Source organism: Clostridium sp. OM02-18AC (assembly GCF_003481825.1).
GTDB lineage: Bacteria > Bacillota > Clostridia > Lachnospirales > Lachnospiraceae > Brotaphodocola.
This window is the reverse complement of the sequence record NZ_QULW01000022.1, coordinates 18,518-42,584: the sequence shown is the minus strand read 5'-3', so window position 1 is coordinate 42,584 and position 24,067 is coordinate 18,518. Positions and strand designations below refer to the sequence as shown.

Below are 24,067 nucleotides of genomic sequence, written 5' to 3'. Positions count from 1 at the left end.
CGCGCAGATCGCGCATTTTCAACAAACAGCAGCAAGGTTTCTCCCATCTGCGATAGATGGTGAGATGAATGACAGTCAGAAACTTAGAAACGGTAGATGGAAACAGGAATGACCCGTTAAGAAAACGGGATAGCCGGATTACAGGGAATCGAAAGAGAGGGGGATGCAATGATATTTGAGCATGTTTAAAAAGAGGAAAGCATGGCAGTTGGCGCTGCTTGTATGGCTTTGCTTGTTTCTGATTCCGGCAGTTCGGGCCTTTGGTGCGGGCACTGCGGCCAGGCATTGGAACATTGGAGACACCGTAATACGCCGGATTGACGGAAAAGATTACCGGTTTCGCTGCATTGACCAGAATTATGCCGACCATATGGACGTTCACCGGAACGGGGCTCTGTTTCTCTGCGATGAAGTAATCCCGGCCAATACCGGTTCCAGGTATGAGTTTGAGATGCCAGAGGATGGACCTCATGACTATGTGTATGTTCCGGGACCGATCGTGCGTTTTGGAAGCAGTGCGGACTACAAATATTCTTCTGTCCGGGGATGGCTTTCCAGGTCCGAGAGTGGTTTTGCAGATGCCATTATGGTCAATACGGGGGTAGAGCGCGCCTATCAGGGCAGTACAAAAGCAGAATACTGGGAACACCTGTTACAGGATGACCTGGCACCGCTTTATCTGGGAAGCCAGAAGATGGAAGACCGGCTGTTTATCCTTTCTGTGGATGAGGCATACCGTTACCGGAACTGGCTGTGGAAATTTCATGGGGCAAAGAAACGCAATCCAGAGACACAGATTGGGGAATTCTGCAAAGGATATTGGCTGCGGACACCATGCGGGAAGGCAGAAGGCACGGAAATTTACATTGTGGATCTGGTGAATGGGAATATCCGGCCGGAGAAAGTCAGTGTACGCGAGCAGAAATCGGGAAAGGGGATGGAGCAGGATGAAGAAATCAAGGTGACCGGTACAACCGGGGTGCGGCCTGCCTTTGTGCTGCCGCAGAGGTAACCGTGTTTGCTGGTCGGAGAAAGGTACGGAAGAACATGGGAAAATCAGTGAAAAAGAGGAACATGTACCTGGAAAAAACGGGAAATCAGGAAAAATCCGGGAAAGAACCTGGAAAAGAGATGAGCGGGCAAAAACACAGAAAAAAGTAAAACGTTGCGGGAAGAAACAGGAAAGTAAGGGGGATGTATGAAGAAATACAGGAAGAATTATGAGATGAGACGGAAAACAGCATCGGCAATGGCGGTTATGCTGGCAGTATTGTCACCGGGGGTACTTCCTGCCGGGTACGCCATGGCAGAAAGCGCGGGGGCGTTTGTGCCGGAAAGCAGAGCCGGATATGTGCGGGCAAGCGGGAGCGATTCGCTCTGGCAGGAGTCAGGACAGAAAACCACATGGAAAGGTGGCGCCAGACAGGCGGAAGCCGGGGAGAATAGCTTGAAGACAGAAAGATCCGGACAGGACGAACGGGAGACCCGTGCGATTGGAACGGATGATCTGGAAGAAGGTGAATCCGGAGTGGACGAGATAGAGCTGGAGATGGATCTGGCGACGGATTCTGATGCGGCAAGCGAAGCTGATTTAGGCATGAATCGGAAAAAACAGGCTATGGCTGATCTGGCAACGGATTCCAATGCGCAGCCGCTCCCTCAGATTGCGACCCAGTCGAACCTAGCCTTGTTTGCGGTTCAGCTTTCCACTACAGGGGATCTCTGGACGGATTGGAATGGCAATACAAATTTCCCGGGAGACGGAACGAAAGAATCACCGTATCAGATCGAAACGCTGTCGCATCTGATGGGACTTTCCGAGTCGGTGGCAGCAGGAAATGATTATGAGGGCTGTTACTTTGAACTGACACAGAGTCTGGATCTGGGCGGACTTTCCATAAACAATGGCAACTGGAATCCGATCGGGTGGTATTGCAACCGCGCGGAATTTGGCGGTGAGGTCCAGACACCGTTTCGCGGTCATTTTAATGGCTGCGGAAATACAATAACCGGATTTCAGATCCTTGGAGAATCAGACGGGATGAGCAACCTTGGCTTGTTTGGTGTGATTGACGGCGGAAGTGTGGAAAATCTGGAGATTGAGGGTGAACAGGTCACCGGAGAAAACTGGACCGGAATTCTGGCTGGTACGATAAAAAATGGTGCAGTGATCCGCAATGTCACCGTATCGGGCTATGTATGTTCAAAGCATTACGCGGGGGGAATCGCTGCAATTGCAAGTGGTACGGGAAACGGAACCGGATCCGGGACGCAGCTGCAGGAAGGCGATGGAGCGGTAATCATTGAAAACTGCAGGGCGGACGGAATCACCATGAATGTGAAGGAGTCCGACGGAGCAGTCGGAGGAATCACAGGCAAGGCAGAAAAGGCATACCTGATCGATAACGTGGTGATCACGCAAAATGGCAGTTCCGACCGCATTCAGGGCAAAGGCTATGTGGGCGGAATTGCCGGTATCATGAATCTGAGCGGCATTTACAATTCCTACGTCAACGGTACGATCGGCGGAAACGGAAGCCGTTCTGTGGGAGGAATTGTTGGAAAATATGAGAGCGGCAATCTGGTGTTGGCGCGTATGGCGGGTATCATCTCCAGGACCAACGCGGGCAGTGCTTCCCGGGAGGGCACGTTTATAGGAACCCGTGCCAGCAGCGACCGGTTCACTTACGGAACCGAACGGGACAGCCGGATTTCCTATTTGTTTACCAATACCCTGGCGAAGGCGAAGCAGGTATTTGGAAGCACGATCGACGGGGATAACAAGTTTGAAAAAGATGCCCACATTGGCTACTGGTCTGACATGGAGCGCAAATATAAAACGATATCCGGTCAGCTTGAATACGACTGCGGGGAGCGCTTCTTTTATGAGGAACTGGAGGATGGCGTCCGCTATATCGTTACCCAGAAACTCGGGCGGGAGTTTACCATGGACGGATATAAAAAAGACCTTCCGTTTGCCATGGATCATTTTGCGCCAGGATATATGGGAGAGCCGACAAGAGGGTATCTGGTTTACATTCCGAGGATTGACACGATGAATGCCAATGGAACCTATGACACGGATGTGGCAACGTTATCGGCAATTTCTTCTACGGGAAGTTCCTATTACCGGGATGTCGATAAGGATCATCCGTCCGCGATCAAAGCCGGGGCGACTGTGACCGTGACAACCGCACCCAACAATACAGCGGAAAACCGCTACCAGATGGTTGTGGACGAATCCGAGACCGGCGGAGTGAAGCCACCGGTTTATCTCGATGAGGACGGTCTGGAGCAGCCAATGCAGTATGTGGGTGCAGGTGCCTACTCGTTCCTCATGCCGGAGTGCGATACAGAGCTGACAGCGGAATACATCAAGCTGACTACGAAGCTGACAGCAGATCCAAATGAGACGCGGATCTCGGTTGTTCAGACACGAAGCGGGGACCGCAAGCATCCGCAGATCGTGACGGAAGTAAAAAATGAAGATGGCATTTTAATCGCCCGTTACGTGGATGGAAAGCAGGATCACAGCGTGGAGGTGCAGCCGGTCTATATTCATGTGGAGCACAATGGAAATGGGCAGACGATAGACCGCACCGTGCGCTGGACGGTCGATGACACGGATCTTCTGGAAAACCGTTCGGAAACCGGATATACCCGGAAAGATGCAGCGGTTCTGCCCAATATGAATTCTGCATTTGTCACAGATATCATAAACCAGGAAGTAAAAGCCCAGGCAGAAAATGAGTACCGGGAGAAAATCCGCGATACCGTTTACACCCGCTATGGTGTGGTGTCGGCAATGACCAATCCGGATACCTCATTGGACCATGCGACACTTTACGCAAACTGCCGCGTAGCCGTGGATTTCCAGATCGTGGACCGGACAACCCTGCGCGTGGAAACATTAAACCTGAATCAGAACGAGGCAGTCTTTACCATAACGAGAAAACTGACAGGAAGCTGCTATCAGCCGACCGAGAGCATCACAGTAACAGGACCGGTGACCCTGACTGCGGCATTGAATCCGGAGCACCCGTTCTATGAACAGGTGAGCTGGACCGATACGGAAAGCGGAAAAAATCTGCATCTGGAAGTATCGGGAGCAAACAGACAGAACTGCAGGATCACACCGGTATGGGATTCGAAAGGAGAGCATAATCCGGCATGGATCCAGAACCTGATCAGCCGGGACCGCACCCTGAAACAGGAAAAACCGCTGGAAAAAGTAAGTGGAAACGGAGTGAAAGAAGAAGTGGTGACGGCCGTCAGTGAGGATCAGACCCATGGGCATATCAAGGCGCAGTGCCGTGTTCGGATCGTGTTTGTCACACAGGATGAGACTGTGCCGAGAGTCAGCACTGGAGGATCTGGTGGTGGCGGAAGCTCCTCGGGAGGCTCCGGTGGTTCTGGCGGATCGGGAAGTTCGACCGGCATTACCTCTGGCGGGGTGACGAAAGCCGCTGGTCCGTCGATGCCTTCTTATGTGGTGACAGGAACCTGGGTGCAGAATGCGGCAGGCCAGTGGATGTTTGCGGACAAGGACCGCACTTACGCAAAGGAGTGGGCAGCCGTGCACAATCCATATGCCAATACGGCGGTCGGTCAGAGCGTTTATGACTGGTTCCGCTTTGATGAAGCCGGATTTCTGATGACCGGCTGGTATCAGGATACCGATGGAAATATGTATTATTTAAACCCATCTTCCGATGGAACACAGGGCCGCATGCTGACAGGCTGGAACTGGATCGACGGACAGTGCCTGTACTTTGAAGAAGCATCAAACGGTATCCGCGGTGCGCTGAGAAAAAATTATACAACTGCAGATGGAAAACAGACAAATGAGCATGGCGCGTGGGTCGTAAACGGAGTGCCTAAGCGCCAGGAAGAGGCGAAATAGAAGAATGAAACGATTCCTTAGCATCAGGAAGAAGTTAGCGCTGTTTCTGGCAGTCCTGCTGATCAGTGGGAAACTGCTCCCGGTTTTCTTTCAGCTTCCCTGGAAGGCAGAAGCAGCCCAGCCGGGCGATACCATGATTGCATACGGTTCCGGTTTCCATCATTACTGTATCGATGGAACCGGAGCAAACCGGGCATTGATCGATGGCGATGAATATGTGTACATACTGCCGTCCGAGACACTTACAAGAGAAGAAATGGCCATCGTATTCTGGGGCATGCTGACGCTGCAGGCCAGCTTTGGCAATGTACCGCAGATCAATGCGGTGATCCAGAACATCAATGCCGGTGCATCCGCACAGGGTGTTCCGGCCATCTCAAACCTGGTCACAGAGGCAGATCTGAAACTTTTGATCCATTCGCCGTCCGTCCGCGGAAAATACCCGTGGCTGAAAACCGTGCTGGAAAAAGAAGAAACGTATCTGCAGCTGGCGGGCCTGCTGGGAGGCACGGCGCGCAGTGCAGGTGCAGATCCTCAGGCGGAAAAAGCTGATCTGCCTGCCGGTCTTCTGCCTGTGCAGCAGGAAAGCATGCAGGCAGAAGAAAATGCTGCAGAAGCCAGAAATGCCCGTGCATCTGGCGGTGGTGTCCCGTCTGTGCTGCAGGGACATACCCAGGCGGGAAATCCGCTGCAGCTGACCCCGGTGCAGGGCGCAGAACGCTCCGGGGAATATGTTCTGGCATTGGATCCGTCCGGGGCGGATGCAGAATTTATCCGCAGTGTCCCGCTTAAATTTTCTTCCACGGGTGCAGAAGGTTCGTTTACCGCGCAGGTGCCTGGCGGCTGGGTATGCCAGAAGACAGATACCGAGATCCGGCTGACTAATACCGGAGGCGGCGGGGCACTGTATCTGATGTTCGATGTCCGCGGAACACGGTATGCTTCCGGCGGCGGAACGTTTTCTTCGCCGGAAGAAGTGTATGAACAATGTCTGCAGATCTGGCGCTGCAGCCGCTGTTCCGGGACACACCGCCAGATGTACAATGGCTCCGCGCCGTTGTCTGCGCACCAGCGCCTGGCGTTTGTGGAAGTCAATGTTCCCCAGCTTTGTTACTATGCAGGAACGGGCGGAGCAGTTTCTGGCGGAACCGGGCAGGGCGGAGGCATGGCTTTTGAGGTTTACCGTCATGAGGAAGACTGGACCTCCACCTATAATGTCCGCTTGAGAAAGTACGACCATGAAACCGGGAAACCGCTGGAGAATGCAGTATTTTCCCTCTATGAGCGGTTTGACGACAAAGAGGAGATCCATACAGACCGGGATGGTGCCGCGTATATCTATGCGGGAGGAGCACCCTATAAAAGCTTTCACAAAGACAGTCCGGTTTTGTGGGACGATTTCCGCTTTGTCTCTGCCATGATGACTGATGCGGCGGGAGAATCCGCCAAAACGGTCGAACACGGTTATCATTACGATAAGACCTTTTGTGACGGTCATCCGGCACCGGTTTTTGTCTCGGTACCGGAAGAAGAGGAAAATGAAGAAACCGGAGAGATAGAAAACCAGGAGGAAATCGATGCGGCAAAGGAGGAAAACCGCCGCCTTGCGGCGCTCTGGCAGAATACATACCAGTCCTGTGAAACCTGGTCAGAAGGAGATTTTTCCGGTGTCCATTTTCACTGGCTTATGCCGGAGGTGGACATGGGAGAGATTGGAAATATTGCATCCAGTGGCGGAGAAGAAGGCGAAACGCCTTCAGCCGGTGCCACTGCCTCGGCAGGCGGAAGCAGATCATTTTCCGATTCTGGCTGCGAGGACGATACCCGGGAAACCTATGAGCGTTTTATTTCCCTGAAATACAGTTATGCCATTGCGGAAGACACAGCGCGGGAAGGCTACACCCTTCATGGAAATCACAGCGATGACCTCCCAATTGAAGTCATCATCACGGATGCGTCGGAACACGGAGCCAATGCGGACTTTGCAGGCATTTACAGCAACGAAATCCGGGTAAGTGACCACGCAGTTCCGGAACCGGCGAAAACGCTGCAAAAACTGCGGCAGCAGGCAGAAGAAGGCCGGATGGTCGCAGAGATGGAAGCTCCGCTGGTGAAAAAAGAACAGAAATCATTCTGGCAGAAATTATTTTCCATATTTATCCCGGTATGGACCGATGAAGTGCAGCTGATCGACGACCGGAAAGCGGAAGAAAAACAGGGGGAATCCCCGGTTGCCGAAGCAACGGGATCGAATGCGAAAGCAACTGTGTCAGATGCAGAAGCGACAGTGGAAGCGAAGACGCCCGCAGCGGAGCAGGAAACCCTTATGCAAGATACAAAGATACGCATGCCAGCTGCGAAAATGTACACGGCAGTACAGAAGGCAACAGCATCGGATGTGGAGAACACAGAAAACACGAAAGACACAGAAAACACGGAGGATACAGATCGTGTTTCTCAACAGTGGATCCTGAAACTCCAGTTCCCAGGTGACCAGACGGAAAATCCTGGGGCGGCAGCAGTCACGGAAGCAGCGGAAACAGCCACAGCGGTGGCAGCCACAGCCTTAACCGGATTTTTCAAAAACGGCAGACGCGCAGCCTTTGCAGGAGGTGTAGGCTGTTTCGTGGAGACCTACAACCGGGGATTGAATGCTGCGAGCAGCGGAAGTGAGACGGATACAGGACCATCGGATCAATACAGTCACTGTAATAATGCGGATCACGAAGAGGACTGGTGGCGGATCTACGACCACCGGACGGAAGGCGAACTTCATATCAACAAGCGCGATATGGACTTAAAAAGCGGCGAAAGCCGGGATTACGATTCCTATGGCGACAGTCAGGGTGACGCAGTTTTGGAAGGCGCAGTGTATGGTCTGTTTGCGGCGGAAAACCTGGTGCATCCGGACGGAAAAACAGGAATCGTTTATCAAAAAGACGATCTGGTTGCCGTGACTACGACAGATAAGAATGGAGATGCCTCGTTTCTTGCCTTCACGGAAGCGCCGGGACAGTTTTACCAGTATGAAAGCGGACAGATCACGAACCGGTCGGGCGGATGGAACCAGTCGGCACCTTCCAATCTGTATGACAGAAGCCAGACACTGGATGATTATACCGCAGACGGACAATATCTGAGAACCTATCCGGATTACCAGGCGGCGAATGGAAATTGCTGGATCGGCAGACCGCTTCTGATGGGCGAATACTACGTGAAAGAACTCAGCCGGTCAGAGGGCTATGAACTGTCGGTCGGAAACCGGAAACATCCGTTCACGAATGCAGGACAGGATCTGAATGCTGCGGTATCAGCGGCAGCAGGTGATGGCTATGCAACGGTGACAAAGGGGCTCTATGCGCAGCAGCAGGTACAGGCTGGTGCGAGCGGCGCATACGGAGATCCGACGTTTCAGGAATTGTTTTTCGAGGTAAGCAGTGAAAAGAGCGGAGGTTTTGATCTGGTATTTTTCGGAATTCCGGCAGGAAGCAGACTGTATCGCCTGGACAAAACGGTAAAAACAGAACCGGCGCAGGTTGGAACCGGTCGTTTCACAGAAAAAATCGAGACGGACGCCTGGGGGAATCCGGTCTATGTTACCGCGGAAGAGAAAGGACAGTATCCAAAGTATCGTGCGGATGGAACCATGCTTACCAGAGAGCGCCCGGTAAACCGGACGGTAACGGGAGTAGAATGCGCGGAAGAAAAGAAGCTGGATACGTCCCGCTGCGAGGAACTGATGCAGCGTGCGGAAACCGGAATGGATGAAGCAGCGGTGCAGGAACGGCTGAGAAAAGCATTTACGCAGGCAGACAACGGATTTATCAAATACAAGCTGGAACTGATCCTGCGGGCGCATGGAAAAGGGACTCCAAAGCAGACTTCCGATGCCGGATCCCGCTATACGACTTTGGAGCAGCCGGTATATGATACCGGATTTGCAAGCGGAAGTCAGGTGCAGTATGGTGCACCTGTTATTACACTGCGCATCGCGCGTCAGAAAGAAAATGGCGAAGAAGCATCGGCAGGAGAAATTCTGGCTGCGCTGCTCGATTATTATCAGGAAAATGCGTATTACTCCTATGGTGGCGTGGACCGGATCGAAGAGACAGAAGATACGTTTCTTATCACGTTATATGCAGGCCGCGTCGGAAATCCGGAGAGTTTTTATGTGCCGGAGCGTGGAGAACGGAGTGCGGCATTTTATCTGCGGGTTCCTTTTGTACCGCAGGAGCATTCCGGTTCGCCCCGATATGTCTATGCCGTTTACACGGAAGCAGAAGAGGAAAACAGTTTTGGGGTATATACGGATTTTGCGGCGTCAGGAGGAGACGGAGCAGGAACTTTGGGGTCACTCCGGGTATCGGCGCTTCTTGTCCCGGACGCAGCGATGGATGCAGATGGCAGTCTCATAACCCGTTGTGTTACAGAAAACGTGTATTACGAACCGGGCGAGATACCGCTTGACGCAGCAGGAAACCGGATTCCCAAAATCCAGTATATAGAAGAAACTGTGCCGGGTGAGACCCGGAAAAACTATGGAAACTGGACGGAAATCACTTCTAAGATACAGGAAAATGTCTGGCACGCAGAGAGCAGCTATACCGATTTTTACGGAGCAGTTCACCGGGATGACATGGCACAGCAGTATGAATTTAAGCTGGTGCTGCCTGGCGCGGAGCAGGTTGTGCTGACACAGGAGGATATGGCAGGGCTGACGGGAAACTGGAAGCCGGGCGATACCATGGGTGCAGCGGCTTATTATGAAACCGTGAAACGGGCATTTGTGCGTGCCAGCCTGGATTATAAAACCGGAATCGAAGGAGCGGAAAACAGCTTTGTGAAACGCACGGAACTGGTGTACCCGGGGCAGGATGCCGTCTGGCAGGATGGCGCGGGAAGACCGGGAAGCGGGACTTTTGCGGACCCGGTCCCGGTGGAAGAGCGGAGTATCCGCCAGCAGATCCGGATCAGCAAGACCATAGAAAAGACTTCTTACAATAATACAGATTCCTACGCAGATGTGCATGAGGACTGGTGGACGAAAACGTATGACAAAGCAGAAGCAATGGAAAATTTCCGCTTTAAAGTGTATCTGAAATCAAATCTTCAGAAGCTTTACCGTGCAGAAGACGGTACCGTGATCTGGCAGGACCGGAAAGGAAACGAGCGGAATTTTGCCGGGCAAAAACAGGCGAATACTGCATTTCCGGAACTGGTAAACCAGATTGATACGAAAGTGCTGCATCGCACTGATCCGTTATATAAAAACTCAGACGATGCGGCAGTTTACAACGAGGCACTTTACGCGTATCAGGACGGAAAGATCCGGAAAGAGCCATCGCCTGGTTATACGGCACTTCTTGAGACAACAGAAGCACTGGTGGAAGACGGAAACCGGACACGCACGGTGAAACGCCCCAATTACGAGAAATTTTTTGATGCCATCGAAACCGCAAATCACGACAAGTGGGATGATGCGGCACCGACGTATACCAGCTGGCGCCCGATCGGCAATGCAGCCAACCATAGTGAAGACACTATCTGGAACATGAGAGTTTCGGACCGGGTGCGGCAGTTCGCCATTACCTGGTATTTGGATGCTGAGATCGCGAAATTGGTCCAGCCGTCAGAAAGTGCCGCACCAGAGAGTACTATGTCGGAGACCGCTGCGTCAGGAAAACAGCAGCCGGAATACACGGCCAATCAGGGCAGTACGGGTTTTTCGGATGAAATTCTGGACTGTGGACTGCGGGAAGCCATCATAAAGGCGCAGAATTATTTAAAACCATTCTTTGCCTATGATCTGGATGAATTGTATGCGATTGCATGGGATACAGAAGCAAACGGTGGGACAGACCGGGATGCTACGACGGTATCCGTAGACATTCGAAACGAGTCCACAGGCGCTCGAAACGAATCCGCAGATGTTCAAAGCAAATCTGCAGATGTCCAAAGCAAATCCGCAAACGTCCAAGGCAAATCTGCAGATGTTCAAAACAAATCCGCAGATGTTCAAAACAAATTCGTAGATGTCCGAAGCGAGTCTGGCGGGGCAGAATCGGAACTGGAATATTACGGGATTTCAGCGATGCTTCCATACGGAACCTATGTGGTTGTGGAGCAGCAGCCGAAATATGCAGATCTGGAAGATTTCAAAAACCGTCATTACGAGGTGGATAAACCCAAAGAAATTTCCCTGCCTGCCGTGTATACTGATGAAGCCGGCGCCCGGACTTCCCCCGGAAGGCTGGATCCGTTTTATCAGTACAAAGCGTCCTATACGGCAGCAGAACTGGAAAAACGTTATCACATCCGCTTCCTGGAAGAGTCCCATGTGATCCAGGCGCACAGCAACCGGGGCGATTACGAAATTTACAAATATGGAATGGAGATTGACCGGATCCAAAACGGAGTGCCGGTAAGTCCGGCTGTCGGTGATTATTTTGCATTGACACAGTCGGAATACCGGCCGTTTAAAAACTATTACAATGTACAGGATGACCGGGCTTCGGGCGCAGTGCCATATTATCTGAGTGAAGGACAGGCAGGTCGGAATCTTGTTTCTGCGGTATATCGTTACAGTTCCGTTTCGGAACAGTCCCAGATTGTGGATGACGTCTGGTATCCGGGCGGTACTGTCACAGAAGACAATGTGCCTGGAATTTATTACCGGGACCAGGTCACAGCCATGCTGGGATCCCAGACAGCGTATGATGGTCGTTATGCATCTGCCCTGGTGCCGTATTCAGTGCTGGGTGCAGATACTTTGAAAAACACAATCCAGACAGCAGATTCAGGGGCAACAGTGCCTTTGGACAATACAGCAGACTTGGAGAAAGCAGCGCCTTTGGACAATACAGCAGATTTTGGGAAAGCAGCGCCTTTGGACAATGCAGCAGATTTGGAGAAAACAGTGCCTTTGGACAATACAGCAGATTTGGAGAAAGCAGCAGATTTGTCTGGAACAGCAGATTCGATTTGTCTTGGATATGGAAATGTCCGCTTCCGAAACCGCCTCTATACGGCAAGGATCCGCCTGGAAAAACTGGATTCCGAAACCCATGAAAACATTTTGCATGATGGCGCCATATTCCGTATTTATGCGGCAAAGCGCGACGATGCGAAAGACGGGGAGGGAAAGGTCCTTTTTTATGAGGAAGATACGCAGATCGATGGGACAAAGGAATTTCTGACTGCCATGGGAGCAGCAGATATCCGCCCGGTTTTAAGAGGAAGAAGTCTCGGTGATCTGTATACTGGTGTTGTCCCGGCAGGGACTCCGGTATGCGACGAGTCCGAGCAGATCCTTCTGGGAGACCGGTTTGGCCTAGAAACTGGTGTCATGAAATCCTTTGTTACTGTGCGGGATAGTCTTGTTCCGGCTCCGGATGGAAAAAATCAGGCGATGAAGACGGAGAAAATCTCTGTAGGGGAACAGATTGCAGAAAACATTAAAGCTGTCAGAAACAGCAAGACAGCACAGGAGTTGGAATATCAGCTGCAGACGGTCGGCTACCTGAATACACCACAGCCACTCTCCGCAGGTACGTATGTGCTGTGTGAGACAAAACCTCCGGCGGGCTATGTCCGTTCCAGGCCGGTCGCGCTGGAACTTTATTCTGACCAGGTGACTTATTACCAGAATGGAAAACGGGACAAGCGGGTGCTTTCTGCCATTTACGAGGATCCGGCAGAAGAACAGACAACCTGGAAAACCAAGCCGCAGGATCAGATCCATACGGCGCGGGTATACCTGGAGAATGAACCAATTCGTCTGCAGGTGGAAAAACGTGCAGACTGTGCGGAAAATGAGGCGCCCGGTTATGCCGTCGGGGCAAAAATGACCTTGTTTGATGCCATTTCCCTGACTCCGTCCGGAGATTCCCAGGATTTCACCTATGAAGGTTTGGTGATCGAGCGCAATGATGCAGGGCATATTGAGCGTATGTATGTAAAAGAAGGTTACGGAGGGGAAAAAACGGAATTTCTTCCAGAGCGCGATGAGGAAGGACACCGGTATACGGTTACCTGGCCTGCCGGTACAGATCGTTATGGTGAGATAATCCAGGTGGAGGGAAACAGCTGGAATTCACTTACCGTCATGCGCCCGGATACGGATATCCTGTATTATGACCTGAGTGACCTGACGATCACCATTACACCAGAGACGGATGGCCGGGACGGACGTTATCAGGCTTTTGCCTGGAAGGGCGCGTCGAAATTTCTTGAATTTGCGGGAGGAGATCTGACAAAGATCAGCTATGATGAAAAGGATAAGGTCCTGACGCTGGATGAGGGAACCCATGTTTATCATCTGGGACGTGACGGAGCGCGGGATGCCCTGGTCGATCCGTATACCGGCATGGCATACGTCGTAAAGAATTTTGACGGAAACAACGGAAGCTGGGACCAGATCCGTGGAAAAGCTGGAACCGGAGCCGGAAAAAAGCAGGTGCTTGTCTGGCCGGTCAATCTCCGGAAGGATGCGTACGGCAACATCATTGCGCGGGATAAGATCACGACATTCCGCGCGGCGCTTGCCGGGGACGGAGATCACACCTACCTGACCGGAAGCTGGAAATCGGAGCATGGAGAAGAAAGTCACCGGGAATCTACGCTTCACCAGAACAGCTGGGGACAAAATCGGAATGAGGAAATCCTTCTGGATGACAATAACGGACAGTTTAAAAAATCGATGAATCCGGTTTACGACTGTCATGGTATGGTAATGTACTATCCGCAGAGTGAAGAAACATATGACAAGGCAGCAGAATTTTACGACCGGAATGGAGATTTTGTCCGTTCTCAGTTTTCGGATAATCTGGAAGCATATAACCATGCTGCATATGGAGTGCAGGAGCATGCGCAGCTTTTTGACGAAAACCAGACATTGCTGCACCGGCAGGGAGAAGCCTACGTGATGGAAAACACCTGGATTACTTCCGAAAAATATCCAAACGACCCATTTGCGGCGGATATGACAACGGGAAGTGCAGATGTTTTAGAGCGGGTCGCAGCAGGATGCTATATTATGGAAGAATTGCAGGCACCGGAAGGTTTTGTAAAGGCACTTCCGGTTGGAATTCAGGTAGAGGAAAAAAGTGAAAACCAGACCGTGACCATGGTCGATCAGCCGACAAAGACCGAATTCTCAAAGACCGATGGTACAGAAACAAACTCTGCATTTGATTGTGGATATGTCGAAGGTGCCGTGCTTGGATTGTGGAAAACAGGCGATGCAGGCTCCGATACAGCAGAAAACGATAATGCAAAACTGGCAGTGGCTGAAGGCAAAAGCGCACCTGTGACTGTCTGGACCACAACCAGCCAGCCCCATTCTGTCACGCAGCTTCCGACGGGACGTTACTTTTGGAAGGAACTTGAGGTGCCATCCGGGTTTGTTTCGCATGACCCAATCGCGGTTACGGTGGCAGAACGTCCGGAACTTCAAAAATATGAAATGAAGGAGGATCACACGCGTGTTGAGGTAGAAAAATATTATCTGGAAAACGGAAAAGATCATGCAGAGGGAGAACAGTTCCTTGGCGGTGCCGGTTTCACCCTGTATCCGGCGCGCCTGGATGCAGCGGGGAATATCTGTTACAAAGATGGCGCACCGGAGTACGATCCCTCGTCTGTGATCGCGCACTGGGTTACGGATGACGGTACAACTTACCGCAATTTCCCGGATGCATTTGAAACTATGTATCTGGAACATGGAGCAAAGCCTGGAAGCAGCGTCATGTGGGATGCGGGGGAACATCTTTACCGGGCAGAATATGAGGCAGGGTACAAGAAAGAACTGTTAAAACCAACAGACCCGGAGCAGACCGTTTATGTATACCGGATGAAAAATGGAGCAAAGATCCGGATCGGTGTGACCAGAGAGCAGGATCTTTTTGCGGATCATCCGTTCCGTTTCGAGTATCAGTTTGACTGGCAGAAGCTGTCAGACGTAAACACACATGCCTGTACGTATCTGACCGTAGAAAACCGCCAGCGTTTTGATTACCTTCCGGCCGGAGGCAGTTATGTCCTGGTTGAAACGAAAGTACCGTCGGGGTTTGCGCGGGCAGGTGAGGTACTGATTACGGTAAACGATACGGGAGATGTACAGCTTTACCGTGTGGAGAACGAAGAGGGGACATTGCTGATCTCGAAAGTGTATGAGGATGGGGACAAAGAACTTGCCGGAGCCAGGCTGGCACTTTACCGTGCGAATGAAGAAGGCGGTCTGACAAAAAGCAACAGCTATCTGTTTGATTCCTGGATAAGCGGAAGTGATGGCCGGTACACGGAACTGGATGCCATCAACCGCAGAATCCCGCAAGGCTATGCGGAGGGCGATTTAAAACCGCACCGGATCCGGCGTCTGCCGGATGGCATATACTGGCTGACAGAGCAGAAAAGCCCGGATTACTACACAACCTTTCTCCCGGTAGAGATTGTGTATGAATGGCAGCCGGAGATCCGTGTTGTGCGTGTGAACGACCGGCCGGTGACCGGTACTTTAAAACTGGAAAAGACGGACTCTGCGGGACGGATGCTTGAAGGTGCAGTGTTTGAACTTGCGGCATACCGGGAAACAGAGCGCCAGAAGCTGGTTCAGAAACTGGGACCCAAGAAAACGGAATATCGCGAAATGAACGGTCAGGAAACTGCAGATACACAATTGCAGCAGCCGGTATTCCAGCTCCGTCTGACGGCACCGGCTGAGCAGAAGAGTCTTCCTGTGGGAGAAACAGGGGCAGATGGCGCTATTCATCCGTTCTGGTATGAATTGCGTGAAGTGATCCCGCCGCCTGGCTATGCGCTGAATCCGGAAGTGATCCGGTGGCAATTTGAGCCGGATCTGGGAGTCGCACCTTACCCGTGGGGAGGAAGCGCACAGAAGCAGATCACGGTGACAGATCACAAAACCAGGATTGTGATAGCAAAGCTGGATGCGGATGCAATGTCTGCTCCGGATGGAACACGCAATGCCGGAGCAGGCATCAAAACGGATGCAGGAGCAATATCAGGTGCGAATACAATGACAGATGAAACTTCCAGGCAATATGAAATTTCCGGACGATATGAGATTTCCGGATTGGAAATACCGGATGTGGAAGAAATTCCGTCAGAATGGTTTCTTGTGGGAGCCCGACTGGCTGTTTATGAAATCACCGGAAAAAAAGAAGATGGAACGCCGGTCTATAATCCGGATGCACCGCTGATCAGCTGGATTACCCAAAAGAAAACACCGTGGCATGCAGTGGAAGGATTGACCGCTGGAAAAGAATATCTTTTGATTGAAGAAAAATCACCGGAAGGTTACGAGTGCTTTGAACCGGTCTGCTTTCAAATCTCGGAAGATGGCAGCCGGATTGTCCGTGCAGATCAGGCAAAGATCTGGAATGGAACGGGTCTGATCGTGGTGGACCGGAAAATACTGAAAGAAGACATACCGGAAACACCAGAGCCGGACAAGCCGAAACCGGAAGAAGAGAAAACGTCGGGAGGTGGCAGTTCAGAGTATGAGAACCCCAAAATCCAGCCGGTTCTTCGCATCGGAAAAATTCTTGCATGGTATCAGCCGTTGTCACCAGACGGTGCGGGCTGGCTGTATTTAGGACCAGATGGCCGGTGGAAGATCCGTCTTCCGCGTCTGGGAGATGAACGGAAAACCTGCTTTTTCGGTGCGCTGCTTCTTTTGTCTGCAGCCGGTCTGTATGCTGTGAACAGGAAGAATAAGGATCGAAAACACGTGCAAAAACAGAAAAATCAAAACGGGCAGGAAAAATAGCAGGGAAAATCCAAAGCAGAAAAGCAAAATCAAAGGGCGAAAAGGTTTGGCAGTCCTTTTCGCCCTTTGATTTTGGGAATGGTAGGTATACAAAATAAAAGAAAATGTTTTAGGGGGGCCGGGCAGTTTCGGGCTGCCCGGTATGAGTATGAAAAAGCTTTGTAATTTCAAGTTTTCACTTGAAACAAAGGTTCCATTACCCTTTCGGATAATGTACTTAGAGTATAGAAAAGAATTGTGACCAAACTGTGTCGCTACCATAAAAAAAATATAAACATAATAAAAAATAAAAAAACCCTTTCAAAAACCTCCTGGATTGTATATAATAAGAGAGATTAGAACGAAAATTGTGCTCTTTGCGCATATTCATAGATAGCTGCTCACGTATGTGTGAACAGCAGTGACAGAACTGGGAAACAAGGCAGCTGTGGCGAATACACAGTTGTGAGAAGAGAAACATCAGGAGGAAATTTATGTTAGTATCCAACGATATCGGAATCGATTTAGGTACGGCGAGCATTCTGGTATATATCAAAGGCAAAGGCGTTGTCCTGAAAGAGCCTTCCGTAGTAGCGATTGACCGTGATTCCAACAAGATCATGGCGATCGGCGAGGAAGCGCGCCTGATGATCGGAAGAACCCCGGGCAATATCATTGCCGTAAGACCGCTGCGTCAGGGCGTTATTTCTGATTATACCGTTACTGAGAAAATGTTAAAATATTTCATCAACAAAGCCGTTGGCAAGCGTACCCTGCGCAAACCGCGCATCGCAGTCTGCATCCCGAGTGGTGCGACCGAAGTAGAGAAGAAGGCAGTGGAAGACGCTACCTATCAGGCAGGGGCACGTGAAGTATCCATTATCGAGGAGCCGGTTGCAGCAGCGATCGGTGCCGGAATTGATATTTCCAAAGCCTGCGGAAACATGATCGTAGATATCGGAGGCGGTACTGCAGATATCGCAGTCATCTCTCTGGGCGGAACCGTAGTAAGCACCTCCATCAAGATCGCCGGAGACGATTTCGATGAAGCGTTAGTCCGTTACATGAGAAAGAAACACAATCTGCTCATCGGTGAGAGAACCGCAGAGGAAATCAAGATTAACATTGGTTCCGCATACCGCAGACCAGAGGTTTTAAAAATGGAGGTTCGCGGACGTAACCTGGTTACCGGACTTCCGAAGACCATTGAGGTTACTTCCGAGGAAACCCTGGAAGCGCTGCGCGAGCCGGCTATGCAGATCGTAGATGCTGTTCACAATGTCCTGGAGAGAACTCCTCCGGAACTTGCAGCTGATATTTTTGACCGCGGTATCGTTATGACCGGCGGTGGTTCCCTGTTAAACGGTCTCGATCAGCTGATCGAAGAGAAAACCGGCATCACCACTATGGTAGCGGAAGATCCGTTGACTGCCGTAGCAATCGGAACCGGTAAGTTCATTGAATTCCAGCATGGAGACAAAAAAGAGCAGGAATTCAACTAACAGATCGAAAGGGTCTCGTGTCCATCGCGGACGCGGGACTTTTCTTGTTTCATAGGAAAGTGCGTCCTATGAAACAAAAACGCTCCGCGGGGATGCGCACTCGGCGCAAGGGTGGATGGTTGCTTCGGCAACCGCGCCTCGGCGCGAGAATGCGCCAAGGCACATTCTTTCTTGTTTCACAGGAGATTTCCCCAACAATAGCAAGGATTCTCCCATCCTCTACAGGTGGCGAGATGAATTGCCAACAGGAAACTTAACGGCAGTGGTGGGCGGAGATAAATCGGTATCCCCCACTGACAAGAGGCAAATCATAGTCAGTCTCCGTGAAATGATCGACTGTGGATTGAAAAACAGCAAGAAACACCGATTATGCGGGAGGATACAGGAGAAACAAAAAATGGCGACAGTAAGCGGATATGTGGAACGAATCAAATATCGCAACGAAGAAAATGGATACTCCATTCTGGATGTCAGCGCGGATGGGCTGGATTATGTCCTGGTGGGAACCTTTCCTTATATCAGTGAAGGAGATTTTATCGAGGCAACCGGACGTGACGTGGAACATCCGATCTACGGTGATCAGATCCAGGTAGAATCCTATGAACTGAAAGCACCGGAAGATACGGCATCCATGGAACGCTATCTGGGTTCCGGAGCCATCCGCGGTGTGGGAACTGCCCTGGCTGCGCGTATTGTGCGCCGTTTTAAGGCAGATACGTTCCGCATCATCGAGGAAGAGCCGGAGCGGCTGGCAGAGGTAAAAGGAATCAGTGAAAAAATGGCACGTGCGATTTCGGAGCAGATGGAGTTGAAAAAAGAAATGCGCCAGGCTATGATGTTTCTGCAGGACTACGGCATTTCCATGAATCTGGCCCTGAAAATCTATAATGAATACGGTTCCCGCATGTACGGCATCATCAAAGAAAACCCATATCGTCTGGCAGATGATATCCAGGGAGTCGGTTTCAAGATGGCAGACGAGATCGCCCAGAAAGTTGGCATTTTCACCGATTCCGATTTCCGTATCCGCAGCGGCATTTACTATACCCTCTTACAGTCTGTGACAAACGGACACACCTACCTGCCGCAGGAGGAATTGCTGGCAGCAGCGTCGGAACTGCTACATGTAGATCCGTCTGTTATGGAAAAACATCTGACCGATCTTCAGATAGAAAAGAAGATCGTGGTGAAGGTGGATGAGGAGCATTCAGCAGCACCGAGCCGTCATGTCTACGCATCCCAGTATTACTACACGGAACTTAACACTGCCCGTATGCTTCACGATTTAAACCTGCGCGGTTCTGAGCCGGAGGCAGAGATCCGCAAAAAACTGGAAGTCATCTGCGCGGAGGAGAAAATCGAGCCGGATGAACTTCAGATCCGTGCAGTCATCGAGGCAGTCAACAGTGGTCTTCTGATCATCACCGGTGGTCCGGGTACCGGAAAAACGACCACGATCAATACCATTATCCGTTATTTCGAGCAAGAAGAGATGGAAATCCTGCTGGCGGCTCCGACCGGCCGCGCAGCCAAGCGCATGACTGAGGCGACGGGGTATGAAGCGCGGACCATCCACCGCCTTCTCGAACTGACCGGGGTTCCGTCGGACGATAAAGATACTTCCGGCATGCATTTTGAGCGAAATGAAGAAAATCCACTGGAAGCCGATGCCATCATCATAGATGAAATGTCTATGGTAGATATTTATCTGATGCATGCACTGCTTCGCGCGGTGAACCCGGGAACCAGGCTGATCCTTGTGGGCGATATCAATCAGCTCCCAAGCGTCGGCCCGGGCAATGTCCTGCGCGACATGATCGCATCCGGGGCGTTCAATGTGGTGCAGCTGACCCGGATCTTCCGTCAGGCGGCAGAGAGCGATATTATCGTCAACGCCCATAAGATCAACGATGGCGAGCAGATCCCGCTTGGAAAGCGCAGCAAAGATTTTCTGTTCATCCGCCGGGAACACCCCGACGCAATCATCAGCGCCATGCTGACGCTGGTGCGGGAAAAACTTCCGAACTATGTTCATGCTGATATGTTCGATATTCAGATCATGACACCCATGCGCAAAGGTGCGCTTGGCGTGGAACGGTTAAATACCATTCTCCAGAGCTTTCTGAATCCGAAAGATCCATCGAAACCGGAAAAGGAAGTGAACGGTACGATCTACCGGGTGGGCGATAAGGTCATGCAGATCAAAAACAACTACCAGATCGAGTGGGAGACCCGCAACAAATATGGGATTCCGATCGATTCCGGAGCAGGCGTGTTCAATGGCGACATTGGCATCATCCGCGAGATCAATACGTTTGCGGAAGAACTGACAGTGGAGTTTGATGAAGGGAAAATGGTAGACTACAGCTTTAAACAGCTGGAGGAACTGGAGCTGGCTTACGCCATCACGATCCACAAATCACAGGGAAGTGAATACCCGGCCGTGGTCATTCCGGTCTATTCCGGTCCCCGCATGTTAATGACAAGAAACTTAATCTACACAGCGGTAACCCGTGCCCGCGCCTGTGTCTGTCTGGTAGGCATCCCGGAAATGCTGCAGACCATGGTCGACAATGTCGTGGAGCAGCGCCGCTATACTGGCTTGAAAATACGAATTCAGGAGGTCATGCAATCCGAATTATAAAATCACCCACAAAATTATCTGAAAAGGTGGCCAAAAAACCGCTTGTAGAATCATCTGCAAACATAACTGCAAAATTGCCCTTGAAATTATCTCTCCAGGAAAATCTCCTCCAGCTTCTCTTTCCGCGCCGATGTCCGGTGTGCGGACAGATCGTTCTGCCGGAAGGTGCGCTGATCTGCGCAGGCTGTGTGCGAAAACTGCATTTTATCCGGCAGCCATCCTGCAAAAAATGTGGAGCAGAACTCATCAGCGACCGGGAGGAATATTGTCCGGAATGCAAACGGCATCAACGGAGTTTTGAGTCCGGCGTTGCCCTGATCCGCTACAACGACGCGGCGCAGAAATCCATGGCAGCGATCAAATACAAAAACCGGAGGGAATATCTGGATTTTTACGCAGAGGCCATCGTCCGGCGATATGGATATTTCTTTGCAAGACACAAAGATGCGGTTCTGGTGCCGGTTCCGGTACATCCGGCCAGGCTGCGCAGCCGCGGCTTCAACCAGGCGGGGGAGCTGGCGGTGCGTCTTGGACGTCTGAGTGGACTTTCTGTAAATGAGACAATGCTGGTCCGCACCCGGAAAACGGCTCCGCAGAAAGAACTTGGACCGGAAGAACGCCTGCGGAATCTGCGCAAAGCATTTGCGGTGCGGGAAGGCAGATCGTCTGGTCTCTTACAAAAGCTTGTCATCCGGTCTTCGGCAGTCAGACAGCTGTCTGACTGGCACTCATGCACCGCACTGCCCGCAACTGTCATCCTCGTCGATGACATCTACACCACCGGCAGCACCATCGAAGCCTGCACACGGGTACTAAAAGAGGCAGGAGTCCGGCAGGTATATTTTGTATCCATCTGCATTGGCGGAGGTGTCTGACCGGAAAAAATAAAAATCTAGCAAAAAATAAAGAAAAAGATTGACGCATGGACATCGTTATGCTATAGTGGTATGGCGAATGGAAGAGCTTAGGTCTTTTTTTTATGCTCAAAATTAGCTTACGGGCTGACAAGACACAAAAGAAAGGCTGAAAAAACAACGAAAAATCAAGTGGAGGTGGAAGTCGTGCGCACAAAGATTACACTGGCATGTACAGAATGTAAACAGCGGAACTACAACATGACGAAGGATAAAAAGACACATCCGGATCGCATGGAGACCAAAAAATATTGTAGATTCTGCAAAACTCATACTTTACACAAAGAAACAAAGTAAGGAGTGTGAACTATGGGAGAAACTACAGGCACTGAGAAGGCTCCGAAGACGAGCTTTTTCAAGGGTTTAAAAGCTGAGTTCAACAAAATCGTATGGCCTGACCAGGAAACCGTTGGCAAGCAGACAGTTGCTGTAGTAGCGGTTACCGCTGCGCTGGGAATTATCATCGCAATCCTGGATTTCATTATCAAATGGGGCCTCAGCTTCATTATTTAATTAAGGCGAGGGTGATAAGATGTCAGAAGCAAAGTGGTATGTAGTTCATACCTATTCGGGCTACGAGAACAAAGTAAAAGTTGACATTGAGAAAACCATTGAGAACCGTAACCTTCAGGATCAGATCCTCGAAGTTTCCGTTCCGATGCTCGAAGTCGCAGAACTCAAAAACGGCGTGGAGAAGCTTGCGGACAAGAAAATGTTCCCGGGCTACGTGCTCATCCACATGATCATGAACGATGATACCTGGTATGTAGTACGCAACACCCGCGGCGTGACCGGCTTTGTCGGACCGGGCTCCAAGCCTGTTCCGTTAAGCGATGAGGAGATGGAGAGCCTCGGCTTTGGAAAGACTGAAGTTGCTCTGGACTATGCAGTTGGCGATACCATTGTGGTAACAGCCGGCGCATGGAAGGACACGATCGGTGCCGTTAAGTCGATCAATGAAAGTAAGCACACTCTTACGATCAATGTCGAAATGTTCGGCCGTGAAACACCGGTTGAACTCAATTTCACAGAAGTGAAACACATGTAACAACGAAAAGGGACCGGCGAGGCCGGTTCGTGGGAGGGACACCCCCGACAATACCACATTATTAGGAGGTCATTATCATGGCAAAGAAAGTAACTGGTTACATCAAATTACAGATTCCGGCAGGCAAGGCTACTCCTGCTCCGCCAGTTGGTCCGGCACTCGGTCAGCACGGCGTTAATATCGTACAGTTCACCAAGGAGTTCAACGCAAGAACTGCAGATCAGGGCGATCTGATCATCCCGGTTGTTATTACCGTATACGCAGACAGAAGCTTCAGCTTCGTAACCAAGACTCCGCCGGCAGCTGTTCTGTTAAAGAAAGCCTGCAAGATCAAATCCGGTTCCGCAACCCCGAACAAGACCAAAGTTGCTACCATCTCCAAGGCAGATCTTCAGAAGATCGCTGAGACCAAGATGCCTGACTTAAACGCAGCAAGTCTGGAAGCAGCTATGAGCATGATTGCAGGTACTGCAAGAAGCATGGGTATCACTGTTGAGGAGTAATTCTTCATACAGAACTGAGATGAAACTTTAAATACGTGGGAGGGAACATCCCCGACAATACCACTAGGAGGTTATTTTATTATGAAACATGGAAAGAGATACGTAGAAGCGGCTAAAGCAGTAGACCGCGCTACTCTTTATGATGCAGCAGACGCTATCGCACTTGTTAAGAAGACTGCTGTAGCTAAATTTGATGAAACCATTGAGGCTCATATCAGAACCGGTTGTGACGGACGTCACGCTGACCAGCAGATCCGTGGTGCAGTAGTTCTGCCGCACGGAACTGGTAAAGTTACCAGAATCCTTGTTTTCGCTAAGGGCGTAAAGGCTGACGAGGCTCAGGCTGCAGGCGCAGATTTCGTAGGCGCTGAGGAGCTGATCCCGAAGATCCAGAACGAGGGTTGGTTAGATTTCGATGTAGTTGTAGCTACCCCGGATATGATGGGTGTTGTTGGTCGTCTGGGTCGTGTACTTGGACCGAAGGGCTTAATGCCAAACCCGAAGGCTGGTACCGTAACCATGGACGTAACCAAAGCTATCAACGATATCAAAGCTGGTAAGATCGAGTACAGACTTGATAAAACCAACATCATCCACGTGCCAGTGGGTAAAGCTTCTTTCACTGAGGAGCAGTTAGCGGACAACTTCCAGACGCTTATGGATGCAATCAACAAAGCAAAACCGGCTACCTTAAAGGGTACCTACATCAAGAGTGCAACCCTGACCTCTACCATGGGCCCGGGCGTTAAGCTGAACGTAGTTAAGCTGATGGCTTAATCGGATTTT

General features: G+C 51.0%; 11 protein-coding genes. All 11 read left to right on the top strand.

Features of this window, described 5'->3' with window-relative positions; genetic code table 11:
• Positions 1-181: 181 nt before the first annotated feature.
• Positions 182-1,012 (top strand): DUF6273 domain-containing protein, encoded by an 831-nt coding sequence (locus DXB18_RS14045; RefSeq protein ID WP_118708463.1) that lies wholly within the window; start codon positions 182-184, stop codon positions 1,010-1,012.
• A 186-nt stretch (positions 1,013-1,198) separates the two neighbouring features.
• Positions 1,199-4,903, top strand: coding sequence for a hypothetical protein (locus DXB18_RS14035; protein ID WP_118708459.1), 3,705 nt, complete (start codon positions 1,199-1,201; stop codon positions 4,901-4,903).
• 4 nt (positions 4,904-4,907) lie between these two features.
• The gene (locus DXB18_RS14030) at positions 4,908-16,691 is read left to right on the top strand and encodes a hypothetical protein (protein ID WP_118708457.1); all 11,784 of its coding nucleotides are present in this window, start codon (positions 4,908-4,910) and stop codon (positions 16,689-16,691) included.
• Positions 16,692-17,164: 473 nt separating this feature from the next.
• On the top strand, positions 17,165-18,172 hold the full coding sequence (gene mreB / locus DXB18_RS14025) for a rod shape-determining protein MreB (RefSeq protein WP_118542213.1): 1,008 nt from the start codon (positions 17,165-17,167) through the stop codon (positions 18,170-18,172).
• A 397-nt stretch (positions 18,173-18,569) separates the two neighbouring features.
• The gene (locus DXB18_RS14015) at positions 18,570-20,816 is read left to right on the top strand and encodes an ATP-dependent RecD-like DNA helicase (protein ID WP_118708454.1); all 2,247 of its coding nucleotides are present in this window, start codon (positions 18,570-18,572) and stop codon (positions 20,814-20,816) included.
• A 26-nt stretch (positions 20,817-20,842) separates the two neighbouring features.
• Positions 20,843-21,691, top strand: coding sequence for a ComF family protein (locus DXB18_RS14010; protein WP_347560899.1), 849 nt, complete (start codon positions 20,843-20,845; stop codon positions 21,689-21,691).
• Positions 21,692-21,877: 186 nt separating this feature from the next.
• Complete coding sequence (gene rpmG / locus DXB18_RS14005; protein WP_080552267.1) at positions 21,878-22,027, top strand: 50S ribosomal protein L33; 150 nt, start codon at positions 21,878-21,880, stop codon at positions 22,025-22,027.
• A gap of 12 nt (positions 22,028-22,039) precedes the next feature.
• On the top strand, positions 22,040-22,243 hold the full coding sequence (gene secE, locus DXB18_RS14000) for a preprotein translocase subunit SecE (RefSeq protein WP_118542217.1): 204 nt from the start codon (positions 22,040-22,042) through the stop codon (positions 22,241-22,243).
• Positions 22,244-22,262: 19 nt separating this feature from the next.
• Positions 22,263-22,778, top strand: coding sequence for a transcription termination/antitermination protein NusG (gene nusG / locus DXB18_RS13995; RefSeq protein ID WP_118531258.1), 516 nt, complete (start codon positions 22,263-22,265; stop codon positions 22,776-22,778).
• A 77-nt stretch (positions 22,779-22,855) separates the two neighbouring features.
• Positions 22,856-23,281 (top strand): 50S ribosomal protein L11, encoded by a 426-nt coding sequence (gene rplK / locus DXB18_RS13990; RefSeq protein WP_118531260.1) that lies wholly within the window; start codon positions 22,856-22,858, stop codon positions 23,279-23,281.
• Between the two features lie 81 nt (positions 23,282-23,362).
• The gene (gene rplA, locus DXB18_RS13985; RefSeq protein WP_118708452.1) at positions 23,363-24,058 is read left to right on the top strand and encodes a 50S ribosomal protein L1; all 696 of its coding nucleotides are present in this window, start codon (positions 23,363-23,365) and stop codon (positions 24,056-24,058) included.
• The last annotated feature ends 9 nt before the right edge of the window (positions 24,059-24,067 follow it).